We start from the raw sequence: 13,113 nt of genomic DNA on the forward strand, positions 1-13,113 counted from the left end.
ATCGCCCCGTCCGCCGGCAGGCCGGCGGACGGGTCACGGTTCACCAGCGGTAGCCGAAACGCGCGTACCAGCGCCTGCCCAGCAGGTCGTAGGTCATCGTGTCGGTGTTGCCGTCCGTATAGCTCTGGATGAACGGTGCCTGCTTGTCCCACAGATTGTCGATGCCGAACGAGACGTCGAACGACTTGCCCACCGGCGCGAACTTCACCTGCACGTTGTGATAGGTCAGGCTGGGTGCGTGATCGCCCGTGAAGCCCTTCGTGGCGGTGATGTCGTCGGTCTTGCCGATGTATTGCACGCTGTAGGAGCCCGACCAGGCCTCACGCTTGGCCGTCAGCGAGGTGAAGGCCCGCCAGTGCGCGTAGCTGCCGCGCCCGCCGGTGATCTTGCCGGCGTATTCGATCAGATCCGCACCCGGGAACGGCCGCACGTCGTACCGGTCCAGGTAGGAGACATCCATGCTGAAGGTCGAGTCGAAACCCATCGCATCGAACTCGTACAGGCCACCCAGATCGATGCCGGAAATCCGCTCGTTGGCCGCATTGACCGGCTGCGATGACAGGAAATCCACTTCACCGGTGATCGGGTTGCGGGTGAAGTTCTCGCTGCCGCAGAACGGATGCGCCAGGCCCGGGGTGGTGTAGCAGATGGACAGCTTGGTCGAGCCGTCGATGCGCTGGATCGCGTTGTCGATGCGGATGTTGAAGTAGTCCACGGTCAGGGTGAGCCCCGGCAGGAAGCCCGGCGTCCACACCGCGCCCACGGTCAGCGACTTTGCGTCTTCCGGTTCCAGATCCGGATTGCCGCCGGAGGTGGTCAGGATGGTGTTGCCCGGCTGCACGTAGCCGGCCGGCACGCCGTAGGCCTGGCAGTTCTGGCGCACGGTCGGGTCGATGGTCGTGCTGGTGCTCCAGCCGCTGCAGGGATCGGTCGTGGTCAGGTTGCCCTCGGCGACGCCGCCGAACAGCTCGGGAATGTTCGGGATGCGAAAAGCGGTGGCGTAGTTGGCGCGGATCTTGAGCGACGGCATCACCTGCCAGTCCAGGCCGACTTTGTAGTTGATGTCCTCGCCGAACAGGTCATAGTCCGAATAACGCACGGCGGCATTGAGGATCAACGAATCCGCGATGGCGCTGTCCATCAGCAGCGGCACGGCGAACTCGACAAACGCTTCCTTGGCGGTGTACTCGCCGGCGATCGCATCCTGCTGGTTGGTGTTGGCGATGCCCATCACGGTCAGCGGATCCGGATCGCGCCAGCCGCGCTCCTTGCGGACCTCGATGCCGGAGGCGAAGCCCACCCAGCCCGCCGGCATCTCGAACAACTGGCCGCTGATGTTGGCGGTGAAGCTCTTCTGTTCGTTGCCGCCATGGTCGCGGGTGGTGAACAGGATGTAGTCCAGCACTTCCTGGGTGACGTCGCCGTAGCCCAGGTAGTCGGCGCAGGGGATCGCCGCGCCCGGCGCATTGCTGCAGATCGCGGTGTTGAGGGTCTGGTCCACGCGGTCCAGGTTGGCGACCTTGGTGGAACCGTCCAGGCCGGTGTTGCGCCCCCAGTTCAACGCGGCCGACCAGTCCCAGTTCATGCCCAGCTGGCCTTCCAGTCCGACCACGGCGCGGAAGGTGTTGGTGTCCTGGAAGAACCGGCGGGTGCCCGCCTCTTCCAGCCGGCGGCGCTGCAACAGCAGGTCCTGTCCGGTCGGGTTGGTCGGGTGATCCGCGGCGATGTTGATCGGCCGGTACACGCCAAGCCCGCCGGGGGTTGCCAGTTGGTGCGATTGGCGGTTGGTGTACATCAACTCGGTGAACAGGCGCGTGGTGTCGCTGAGCTGGGTATCACCGAACAGGCTGAAGCTCAGGCGCTTGATCGGGTTGACCGCGTTGAGGGTCGGGTTGCCGTTGTAGTTGTGCTTGGCGGCCGAATAGGGCTCGTAGAAGTCGCCGTCGCCGTTCGGATCCTGATTGAAGTTGACCCGGCTGCCGTCGGCCAGCAACGCGCGGCCGCCGATGGTGGTGGAACTGCCCGAGCAGACCAGGCCGCCGGTTTCCTCGTCCACCGCCAGCCCGCACGGCGCGCGCGTGGCCATGTTGACACTGCCACTTTCCGAGTAGCTCAGTCCGGCCATCAGCGAACCGCGCTCACTGGTGGTGCCCCAGACCAGATCGAAGGATCCGTCTTCGCCATCGCTTTCGAAGGTCTGGCCGTAGCGCATCGCCAGTTCGGCGCCCTCGAAGTTCTTCTTGGTGATGATGTTGACCACGCCGGCCACGGCATCGGCGCCATAGATCGCCGACGCGCCGTCCTTCAGCACTTCGATGCGCTCGATCAGCGCCACCGGGATCATGTTCAGGTCGACCGAACTGTTGGCGCCGGTGCCGCCGTTGACCACGCGGCGGCCATTGAGCAGCACCAGGGTGCGGTTGATGCCGAGGCCACGCAGGTTCACCTGGGTGGTGCCGTAGCCGTTCTCGGCCCAGTAGGCATTGGTCTGGCTGCCGGCGAAACCGGCGGAGGCCGGCAGGCGCTGCAGCAGGGTCTCCACCGAGGTGGCGCCGGAGCGCTGGATTGCTTCGGCGTCGACGACACTCACCGGACCGACGCCTGAAATCTGCAGGCGCTTGATGTGGCTGCCGGTCACCTGGACGGTGTCCAGCGTGGTGGCCTGTTCCTGGCCGGACTGCTCTGGATTGGATGGGGTTTCCTGCGCGTGCAGGGTGTGGGCGAAGCCCGCGCACAACAGTGCGCCGACGGCTGCGGCCAGCGGATTGGGTTTGAAAAACATGGGCTCTCTCCCCGTGTCGGGTGTCTTGTCTGGTTCGGATGGTGTCCCGCGGAAAGTCCGGCAGGACGAACGGGCCGCGCGGGGCGGCCGTGACAAGATCAGCCGATCGGAGGTCGGAACACGCGCGAGACGCCGCTGCGCACTTCCGGCAGCAGCGGGGGATTCAGATAGGGCGCATCGAGGACATGCTGGGCCGCGAACAGCGGCGCGCTGCGTCCCGGATAGAAAGTGAGCACGCAACTGCAGGCGCAACTGGTCGCGCTGCCGCAATCGCAGTCGTCGTGGTGATCGCCGTTCGTCGGATCGCCGGTCAACCAGCCGGCATCGGCGGTGCAGGCGGGCGCACCGCGGTCGGGTTTGGCCTGTTCATCATGCTGTCGATGGCTGCCTGCGCCACGCTCGCCGCCACCGACCGTGGCCAGATCGTCGACCGCCATCCGCGTCGCCGCCCACGCGCTGGCCGCGCCATCCAGGCAAAGGATGGTGATCAGGACCAGTCGCAGGAGCAGGCGAATCGACATCGGGAAAAGCGGGCACCAGGTTGTCTATACGAGAGACTTAACACTTATCGAAAACGAGTGTCAACCGTTTGTGCGGCGCGTCATCGAAATCACTGGCGGAGGTTGTATAGACATGACATGCTTTTTCCATGGAGACGCCCAAGCCGCACTACCTCAAGCTGAAGCAGTACATCCTCCGCCATATCACCAATGGCGATTGGCCGCCGCTGAGCCGGGTGCCCAGCGAGAACGATCTGGTGGTCAAGTTCGGCGTTTCGCGGATGACCGTCAACCGCGCACTGCGCGAACTCAGCGACTCCGGCGTGCTCACCCGCGTGCAGGGTGTCGGCACCTTCGTCGCGGGTCCGAAGGCCGAGTCCGCGATGTTCGAAGTGCGCAGCATCCGCGAGGAAATCGTCGCGCGCGGGCAGGTCCACAGCGTGCAGGTGCTGATCGGCGAGGCGGTGGTCGCGCGCCCCACCGTCACCAGCCAGTTCGGACTGGAATCCGGCGCCGAACTCTTCCACAGCCGCCTGCTGCACAAAGCCAACGGCAAACCGCTGCAGCTGGAGGATCGCTTCGTCAATCCGGCCAGCGCGCCGGACTACCTGGGCATCGATTTCCAGACCGAAATTCCGCACCAGTACCTGATGCGCGTGGCGCCGCTGGAGCGTACCGAACACGTCATCGAGGCCGAGACCGCCAACAAGCGGCTGGCCGCGCAACTGGAGATCGCCGAGGGCGATCCCGTGCTGGTGCTGACCCGCCGCACCTGGTCGCGTGGCCAGGTCGTCACCTGGGTCCGCCTCACCTACCCCGCTTCCCGCTATCGGTTCGTCGGCACCTTCCAGGTCGGCGCCACCATCACTCCAGGAGGATAACCATGACCGCCACCGATCCCTCGCGCACCGCCGGTGCCCGTCCCGTCCGCGCGCCGCGCGGCACCGACCTGCATTGCCGCAGCTGGCTGACCGAAGCCGCCTACCGCATGCTGCAGAACAACCTGGATCCGGATGTGGCCGAGCGCCCCGACGAACTGGTCGTGTACGGCGGCATCGGCCGTGCCGCACGCAACTGGGCCTGTTTCGACAAAATCCTGGAAACCCTGCGCACGCTGGGCGATGACGAGACCCTGCTGATCCAGTCCGGCAAGCCGGTCGGTGTGTTCCGCACCCACGCCGACGCGCCACGCGTGCTGCTCGCCAACTCCAATCTGGTTCCGCACTGGGCCACCTGGGATCACTTCAACGAGCTCGACAAGAAGGGCTTGATGATGTACGGCCAGATGACCGCCGGAAGCTGGATCTACATCGGCAGCCAGGGCATCGTCCAGGGCACCTACGAAACCTTCGTCGAACTCGGCCGCCAGCACTACGGCGGCGACTGGTCCGGCAAGTGGATCCTCACCGCCGGCCTCGGCGGCATGGGTGGCGCGCAGGCGCTGGCGGCGACGCTGGCCGGCGCCAGCAGCATCGTCATCGAATGCCAGGAATCGCGCATCGACTTCCGCATGCGCACCCGCTACGTGGACTTCAAGGCCAGGAGCATCGACGAGGCGCTGGAGATCATCCGCACCACCGATCGCCCGGTCTCGGTCGGGCTGCTTGGCAACGCGGCCGAATTGCTGCCGAAGTTCGTCGAACTGGCGCGCCACGGCGTGGCCAGGCCGGACGCGGTCACCGACCAGACCTCCGCGCATGATCTCATCAACGGCTACCTGCCGGCCGGCTGGACGGTCGAACAATGGATCGCCGCGCGCAACGGCGGCGACGCCGAGCGTGTCGCGCTGACCGACGCCGCCGCCGATTCCTGCGCCGTCCACGTCAAGGCGATGCTCGATTTCCATCACATGGGCGTGCCGACGATCGACTACGGCAACAACATCCGCCAGGTCGCCAAGGATCGCGGCGTCGCCAACGCCTTTGACTTCCCCGGCTTCGTCCCGGCCTGCATCCGTCCGCTGTTCTGCCGCGGCATGGGCCCGTTCCGCTGGGTCGCGCTGAGCGGCGATCCGGAGGACATCTACAAGACCGACGCCAAAATCAAGGAACTGTTCCCCGACAACGCCCATCTGCACCGCTGGCTGGACCAGGCGCGTGAACGCATCGCGTTCCAGGGCCTGCCCGCGCGCATCTGCTGGCTTGGGCTGGGCGAGCGCCACCGCGCCGCGCTGGCGTTCAACGAGATGGTCCGCAACGGCGAACTCAAGGCGCCAATCGTGATTGGCCGCGATCACCTCGACTGCGGTTCGGTGGCCAGCCCCAACCGCGAGACCGAAGGCATGCGCGACGGTTCCGACGCGGTCTCCGACTGGCCGCTGCTGAACGCGATGCTGGCGACCTCCGGCGGCGCCACCTGGGTCAGCCTGCACCATGGCGGCGGCGTCGGCATGGGTTTCTCCCAGCACTCGGGCGTGGTCATCGTCTGCGACGGCAGCGAGGCCGCCGACCAGCGTCTGTCGCGCGTCCTGTTCAACGATCCGGCGATGGGCGTGATGCGCCACGCCGACGCCGGCTACGAGGACGCCCTCGCCTGTGCCCGCGAACACCACCTGCATCTGCCTGCCACCACCGGATAAGCCTCCATGTTGAATCTCGTTCCCGGCCAGCTGTCGCTGGTCCAGATCCGCGCCATCGCCAACACCTTCGAGCCGATCCAGCTGGATCCGGCCTGCCTGCCGGCGGTGCGCGCCTCCGCCGAAACGGTGCAGTCGATCGTCGCCGCCGGCGCGCCCGCCTACGGCATCAACACCGGCTTCGGCAAGCTCGCCAAGGTGCACATTCCGGTCGACCAGCTGGAGCAGTTGCAGACCAACCTGGTGCGCTCGCACGCGGTCGGCATGGGCCCGCTGCTGGACGACGACACCGTGCGCCTGATCCTGGCGCTGAAGATCGCCTCCCTGGCACGTGGTTTCTCCGGCGTGCGCGAGCAGACGCTGCAAGCCCTGATCGCCATGTACAACGCGCAGATCTGGCCGTGCATCCCGTCGCAGGGTTCGGTCGGCGCGTCCGGCGATCTGGCGCCGCTGTCACACCTGAGCCTGGCCGCGATGGGCGAAGGCCAGGTCCGAGTCAACGGTGAACTGCGCGACGCCGGTGAAGCATTGCGCGCCGCGGGCATCACCCCGATCAAGCTCGCCGCCAAGGAAGGCCTGGCCCTGCTCAACGGCACCCAGGTCTCCACCGGCATCGCCCTGCGCGCCCTGTTCGCGGCCGAGCAGGTCTATTCGGCCGCGGTGCTGGCTGGCGCGTTGAGCGTGGATGCCGCCTGCGGTTCCGACGCGCCGTTCGATCCGCGCATCCACGCCGTGCGCGGCCAGCCCGGCCAGATCGAGGTCGCCGCCGAGTATCTGCGCCTGCTGCGCGGCAGCGCCATCCGCGAGTCGCACCGCCACAACGATACCCGCGTGCAGGATCCCTACAGCCTGCGCTGCCAGCCGCAGGTCATGGGCGCCTGCCGCGACCAGTTGCAACAGGCCGCGCGCACGCTGTGGATCGAGGCCAACGCGGTGTCCGACAATCCGCTGGTGTTCACCGACACCGGTGACGTGATCTCCGGCGGCAACTTCCACGCCGAGCCGGTGGCCTTCGCCGCCGACCAGATCACCATCGCGGTTTCCGAAGTCGGCGCGCTGTCCGAACGCCGCATCGCCCTGCTGATCGACGCCAGCATCTCCGGCCTGCCGGCCTTCCTGGTGGCCGAGCCGGGCATCAATTCCGGCTTCATGATCGCCCACGTCACCGCCGCCGCGCTCGCCAGCGAGAACAAGACCCTTGCCCATCCGGCCAGCGTCGATTCGCTGCCGACCTCCGCCAACCAGGAGGACCACGTCAGCATGGCGACCTTCGCCGCGCGCAAGGCCGGCGACGTGGCGACCAACGTGCGCCGCATCGTCGCCATCGAACTGCTCGCCGCCGCCCAGGGCATCGATTTCCGTCGTCCACTGAAGTCCTCCGACCTGCTGGAAGCCGCCCACGCCCGCGTCCGCGCGGAAGTGCCGCACTACGGCGAGGACCGCTACCTGGCGCCGGAAATGCAGGCATTGGAAGCACTGGTCGCCAGCGGTACATTGACGGCCTTCGTCGACATGCCGCTCGGAGCATCCGCGTGATCCCAGGCTGGAAAGGCCGCATCGATTCCCCCGGCGACGGCGACACCCGCCGCTGGCACCAGATCGTCGCCACGCCCGAGGCGGGCGCGCCCGCCGGTGTGGCGCTGGTGGGTTTTGCCTGCGACGAAGGCATCCGCCGCAACAACGGCCGCACCGGCGCGGCGCAGGGCCCGATGGTCCTGCGCGCGGCGCTGTCGAACCTGCCGGTCCGCGACGACGCCCCGCTGTACGACGCGGGTGACGTGATCTGCGAGGGCGAGGATCTGGAAGGCGCGCAGGTGGCGTTCGGCGCCCGTGTCGCCGCCCTGCTCGACGCCGGCCACCTGCCGATCGGTCTGGGGGGCGGGCACGAGATCGCCTTCGCCAGCTACCTGGGCCTGATCGGGCACCTGCGCGATCGCCGGCCGCGCGTGGGCATCGTCAATTTCGACGCGCATTTCGATCTGCGCCAGCAACCGGTCGGCAGTTCCGGCACGCCGTTCCTGCAGGCGCTGGATCACGCCGCCGGCATCGGTCTGGATCTGCAGTACCTGTGCCTGGGCATCAGCGCCTCGGCCAACACCCGCCAGTTGTTCGAGACCGCGCGCCGGCGGGGCGTGCGCTATCTGCTGGACGACGAGATGGACATGCGCCGGCTTGATCTCTGCCAGCAGCGCGTGGCCGACTGGCTGCGCGACATCGACCTGATCTACCTGACCGTCTGCCTGGATGTGCTGCCGCATGCGATGGCGCCCGGCGTCAGCGCGCCGAGCGCCCGCGGCGTGCCGCTGGAAGTGCTGGAACCGCTGCTGGAAACCATCGCCGCCACCGGCAAGGTCGCGCTGATGGACGTGGCGGAGCTGTCGCCTCCGTTCGACCGCGACAACGGCACCGCCCGGGTCGCCGCCCGCCTGATCCACCGCGCGGCGCACGCCATCCGCGGCTGAGCCCGCCAATGTGACAAAACCCTTGACTCTTGACCAAGGTCAAGGGTGCAGAATGGCGCCATTCCGAACCGGAGAACGCCATGAATATCGGCCAATTGGCACGCCTGGCGGGCGTGCCCATCGATACCGTCCGCTACTACGAGCGCCAGCAGTTGCTGCCTCCGCCGAGCCGCAGCCCCGCCGGCTACCGCCGCTACGAAAGCGGGGACGTCATCCGCCTGACCTTCATCCGCCGCGCCAAGGCGCTCGGCTTCACCCTGGATGAAGTCCGCGATCTGCTGGAAATCAGCGCCGGACGCGAGGACATGGGCCAGATGAAAGCCGCCGCCGCCAGCAAGCTGGCCGTCGTCGAGGAGCGGCTGGCCGAGATGACCCGCATGCGCGATGCCCTGCGCACCCTGGTCGAGGCCTGTCCGGGCCATGGCGATCTGAGCGAGTGCCCGATCGTGGCCGCGTTGGCCGAGGAGCCGAAATGAGCGGCTCCCGCCATTCGCACGACAAGCCGGATGCCAACAGGACGCAAGGTGGATGCTGCGGTGACGGCTCGCCTTCCACGCCAACCTCCGCGCGTGACCCGGTTTGCGGCATGAGCGTCGATCCGGCCACCACGCAGCACCACGTCGAACACGATGGCCAGACGTACCATTTCTGCTCTGCCGGCTGCCGCGACAAGTTCGTCGCCGAACCGGCGCGATTCCTCGCCGCATCCGCGACCGAAGAGAAGCCTTCGGCCTGCCGTGGCGGCGGAAAGGACGAAGATGCCAGCGCCGCGAAGGCGAAGGGTGCCTGCTGCCAGGCCAGCGATGCGGAGCATTCGCACGCGGGCACGCATGCGCGCGGGCATGCCCCGACCGCGCCTTCCCACGCCGGTCATGACCACGCACACCAACACGCCGCCCACGCGGCGGGCACCGTGATCGATCCGGTCTGCGGCATGAGCGTGGATCCCGACGCCACCGCGCATCGCGCCGAACACGACGGCAAGACCTATCACTTCTGCTCAGCCGGCTGCCGCGGCAAGTTCATCGCCGATCCGCCGCGCTGGCTGGCACCGAAGCGCGAGCCGGAAGCCGCGGTGCCCGGCGCGCAGTACACCTGCCCCATGCATCCGGAAATCGTCCGCGACGGTCCCGGCACCTGCCCGATCTGCGGCATGGCGCTGGAACCGATGATGCCTTCGCTGGACGATGGCGAGAATCCGGAACTCATCGACTTCCGCCGCCGTTTCTGGTGGACCCTGCCGCTGAGCGTGGCGACCCTGGTGCTGGCGATGTTCGGCCAGTACTTCCATTCACTGTCGCCGACCACGCGCACCTGGATCGAACTGGTGCTGAGCACACCGGTGGTGTTGTGGGCGGCATGGCCGTTCTTCCAGCGCTGGGCGCAGTCCATCCGCAACCGCAGCCCGAACATGTGGACGCTGATCGGCACCGGCGTCGGCGCGGCCTACGGCTACAGCGTGGTGGCGACGGTCGCGCCGGACCTGTTCCCCGCCTCGTTCCACGAACACGGCCGGGTTGGCGTCTATTTCGAGGCCGCCGCGATCATCGTCTCGCTGACCCTGCTGGGCCAGCTGCTGGAACTGAAGGCGCGCTCGCAGACCTCGGCGGCGATCAAGGCGCTGCTCGGACTCGCCCCCAAGACCGCCCGCCGCCTGCGCGAGGATGGCCAGGAAGAGGACATCGAACTCTCGCACGTCCACGTCGGCGATCGCCTGCGCGTGCGTCCCGGCGAAAAGGTGCCGGTGGACGGCGTGGTGATCGAAGGGCGTTCGCACATCGACGAATCCATGCTGACCGGCGAACCGGTGCCGGTGTCCAAGGCCGACGGCGACGGTGTCATCGGCGCGACCATCAACGGCTCCGGCAGCCTGATCATCCGCGCCGAGCGCGTCGGCAGCGACAGCGTGCTCGCCCAGATCGTGCAACTGGTGGCGCAGGCGCAACGCTCGCGCGCGCCGATGCAGCGGCTGGCCGACAAGGTATCGTTCTGGTTCGTGCTGGCGGTGCTGGCCGCGGCTGTGCTGACCTTCCTGGGCTGGGGTCTGTTCGGTCCGGAACCGTCGTGGACGTATGCCGTGCTCAACGCGGTCTCCGTCCTCATCATCGCCTGCCCGTGTGCGCTGGGCCTGGCCACGCCAATGTCGATCATGGTCTCCACCGGACGCGCCGCCCAGCTGGGCGTGCTGTTCCGCGATGCCGAGGCCATCGAAACCCTGCGCAGGGTCGACACCCTCATCGTCGACAAGACCGGCACGCTCACCGAAGGTCGCCCGGCGTTCCGCACGCTGATTCCAGCCATCGGATTCGACGAGAACGAAGCGCTGCGGCTGGCCGCCAGCCTGGACGCCGGCAGCGAGCATCCGCTGGCGCACGCCATCGTCGCCGAGGCGCGCGAGCGCGGTATCGCCCTCGCCTCCGCGCAGGATTTCGAGTCCTCCAGCGGCATCGGCGTGCGTGGCCACGTGGATGGCAAGGCATTGGCGCTGGGCAACACCGCGCTGATGCAGGAAACCGGCGTCGACGTCTCGGCGCTGGACACCGACGCCCGCCGCCTGCGCGCCGAAGGCGCCAGCGTGATGTTCCTGGCCGTGGATGGTGGCGTCGCCGGGCTGATCGCGGTGGCCGATCCGATCAAGATCACCACGCCTTCGGCGCTGCGTGCTTTGCAGGCGGCCGGCGTGCGCATCGTGATGGCGACCGGCGACGGCGAGCGCACCGCGCAGGCCGTGGCGTCGCAGGTCGGCATCGACGAGGTCCACGGCGAGGTGCGTCCGGCCGACAAGGCCGCGCTGGTCGCCCGCCTGAAGGCCGAGGGCCGGGTGGTGGCCATGGCCGGCGACGGCATCAACGACGCGCCCGCCCTCGCCTCCGCCGACGTCGGCATCGCCATGGGCACCGGCACCGACGTGGCGATGTCCAGCGCGCAGGTCACCCTGGTCAAGGGCGATCTGGGCGGCATCGTCCGCGCCAAGGCGCTGTCGGAAGCGACCGTGCGCAACATGCGCCAGAACCTGGGCTTCGCGTTCTTCTACAACGCGCTGGGCGTGCCGGTCGCCGCCGGCCTGCTGTACCTGTTCGGCGGCCCGCTGCTTTCGCCGATGCTGGCTGCGCTGGCGATGAGCCTGAGCTCGGCCTCGGTGGTCGCCAACGCCCTGCGCCTGCGTCACCAGTCGCTGCCGATGGCCGGCTGAAGCCGCTGCTCCCGTGAACGGATGCGCCGCTAGAATGCGGCGCATCCTTCAGGCGCGGGGTCCACCGGTACATGCAAGATTCGCAGATACGGTCCGGCGCAACCTCCCCCTGGCGTTATCTGCTGCTGGTCGCCGCACCGCTGCTGGCCGCGCTGCTGCTCTCGCGCTGGCCGTTGCCGGTGTCCGCGCCACCGCCGGCACCCGCGGCGGACGCCGGCCACGGCGGCGCTGGCACGCCGTTGTCCCTGTTCCTGCTGCAACTGTTGGTGGTGCTGTCGGTGGCCAAGGGGGCCGGCTGGCTGCTGAAGCGTTTCGGTCAGCCCGCGGTGATCGGCGAAATGGCCGCCGGCCTGCTGCTGGGGCCGCTGCTGTTCGGGGCGGTGATGCCGGAAACCCAGGCCTGGCTGTTCGCGCCCGGATCGCTCGGCGCACTCGGGTTGATCAGCCAGTTGGGCGTGCTGATGTTCCTGTTCGTCGCCGGCGCCGAACTTGAACTGTCCACCCTGCATGGCCGCCGCGCCTTCGCCCTGCTGGTCAGCCACAGCGGCATCGCCCTGCCGTTCCTGTGCGGCGTGCTGCTGGCGTTCGCGTTGTTCAACGCGCATGCGCCGGCCGGCGTCGGCTTCGCCAACTTCGCCCTGTTCCTGGGCGTATCGCTCAGCATCACCGCCTTCCCGGTGCTGCTGCGCATCCTGTCCGATCGCGGCATCACCCACACCCCGCTCGGCCGCATCGCGGTCGCCTGCGCCGCGCTGGGCGACGCCAGCGCGTGGTGCCTGCTGGCCGCCATCGTCGCCTCGGTGCAGGCCAGTGGCTGGAACGCGGCCCTGATCAGCCTGCTGGGCACGCTGGCATTCGCCGCCGCGATGATCGCGCTGGTGCGGCCGTGGCTGTCGCGGCACGAAGTCGCACCCGAGCGCGAGGGCCGCCATCTGATTGGCCTGCTGCTGATGGCGCTGGCCGCCGCGCTGGTGACCGAGCTGCTCGGCATCCATGCCTTGTTCGGCGCATTCCTGGCCGGCATCGCCGTATCCGGCAACACGCGCCTGCGCGAACTGCTTATCCAGAAGGTCGAACCCTTCGCGATCTCGCTGCTGCTGCCGCTGTTCTTCGCCATGACCGGGCTGCGCCTGCGCGTGGACGGCTGGCGGGCCAGCGACCTGCTGCTGTGCGTGATCGTGATCCTCGTCGCCAGCCTCGGCAAGGGCCTGGGCACCTGGCTGGCCGCGCGCAGCGCCGGCATGCCGCGGACCGATGCGCTGCGCCTGGGCGCCTTGATGAACACGCGCGGCCTGATGGAACTGATCGTGCTCAACCTGGGCTACGAGATGGGCTTGATCGGTGATCGCCTGTTCGCGGTGCTGGTGATCATGGCGCTGGTGACCACGGCGATGACCGGCCCGCTGCTCAACTTCATCGAGCGCCGTGCGCGGTCGGCCTCGTCTGCGTAGCGGCCGGGCTGAAAAGCACGCCCATCCCGGTGGGGGACGGGGCGGAACGCCGTGATGGCGAGGTGATCTCCTCTCTCCCCACCGAATCACGACCGGCGAAGTCACGGCGTCGCCTGGCCCATGCCGCACCGGCACACGGAAACCGCTCCC

At 68.2% G+C, this 13,113-nt stretch carries 9 protein-coding genes; 7 read left to right on the plus strand and 2 right to left on the minus strand.

Features of this window, described 5'->3' with window-relative positions; translation table 11 throughout:
• Nucleotides 1-40: 40 nt before the first annotated feature.
• Together AC3DEZ_RS12675 and AC3DEZ_RS12680 are read right to left on the minus strand one after the other, a co-directional pair.
• Entirely contained in the window at nucleotides 41-2,782 is a 2,742-nt protein-coding gene (locus tag AC3DEZ_RS12675) for a TonB-dependent receptor (protein ID WP_488388538.1), read from the minus strand.
• A 98-nt stretch (nucleotides 2,783-2,880) separates the two neighbouring features.
• Complete coding sequence (locus AC3DEZ_RS12680; RefSeq protein ID WP_488388539.1) at nucleotides 2,881-3,303, minus strand: CopL family metal-binding regulatory protein; 423 nt, start codon at nucleotides 3,301-3,303, stop codon at nucleotides 2,881-2,883.
• Nucleotides 3,304-3,431: 128 nt separating this feature from the next.
• Here AC3DEZ_RS12680 and hutC point away from each other — a divergent pair, with 128 nt between their 5' ends.
• The 7 genes from hutC (at nucleotide 3,432) to AC3DEZ_RS12715 (ending at nucleotide 12,963) form a co-directional block, all read left to right on the plus strand.
• Complete coding sequence (gene hutC, locus AC3DEZ_RS12685) at nucleotides 3,432-4,163, plus strand: histidine utilization transcriptional repressor HutC (protein ID WP_488388540.1); 732 nt, start codon at nucleotides 3,432-3,434, stop codon at nucleotides 4,161-4,163.
• Between the two features lie 2 nt (nucleotides 4,164-4,165).
• Complete coding sequence (gene hutU, locus AC3DEZ_RS12690) at nucleotides 4,166-5,860, plus strand: urocanate hydratase (RefSeq protein WP_488388541.1); 1,695 nt, start codon at nucleotides 4,166-4,168, stop codon at nucleotides 5,858-5,860.
• 6 nt (nucleotides 5,861-5,866) lie between these two features.
• A complete protein-coding gene (gene hutH / locus AC3DEZ_RS12695) occupies nucleotides 5,867-7,393 on the plus strand; it encodes a histidine ammonia-lyase (RefSeq protein WP_488388542.1) in 1,527 nt (508 codons plus the stop codon).
• Nucleotides 7,390-8,319: a formimidoylglutamase gene (hutG, locus tag AC3DEZ_RS12700; RefSeq protein WP_488388543.1), complete on the plus strand. Its 930-nt coding sequence runs from the start codon at nucleotides 7,390-7,392 to the stop codon at nucleotides 8,317-8,319. Before hutH ends, hutG begins: the two co-directional genes overlap by 4 nt.
• A gap of 80 nt (nucleotides 8,320-8,399) precedes the next feature.
• A complete protein-coding gene (locus AC3DEZ_RS12705) occupies nucleotides 8,400-8,795 on the plus strand; it encodes a heavy metal-responsive transcriptional regulator (RefSeq protein WP_488388544.1) in 396 nt (131 codons plus the stop codon).
• Nucleotides 8,792-11,512: a heavy metal translocating P-type ATPase gene (locus AC3DEZ_RS12710; RefSeq protein ID WP_488388545.1), complete on the plus strand. Its 2,721-nt coding sequence runs from the start codon at nucleotides 8,792-8,794 to the stop codon at nucleotides 11,510-11,512. Before AC3DEZ_RS12705 ends, AC3DEZ_RS12710 begins: the two co-directional genes overlap by 4 nt.
• A 71-nt stretch (nucleotides 11,513-11,583) precedes the next feature.
• Complete coding sequence (locus tag AC3DEZ_RS12715; RefSeq protein WP_488388546.1) at nucleotides 11,584-12,963, plus strand: cation:proton antiporter domain-containing protein; 1,380 nt, start codon at nucleotides 11,584-11,586, stop codon at nucleotides 12,961-12,963.
• Nucleotides 12,964-13,113 lie beyond the last annotated feature (150 nt).

The organism is Pseudoxanthomonas sp. 134C1 (assembly GCF_057773065.1).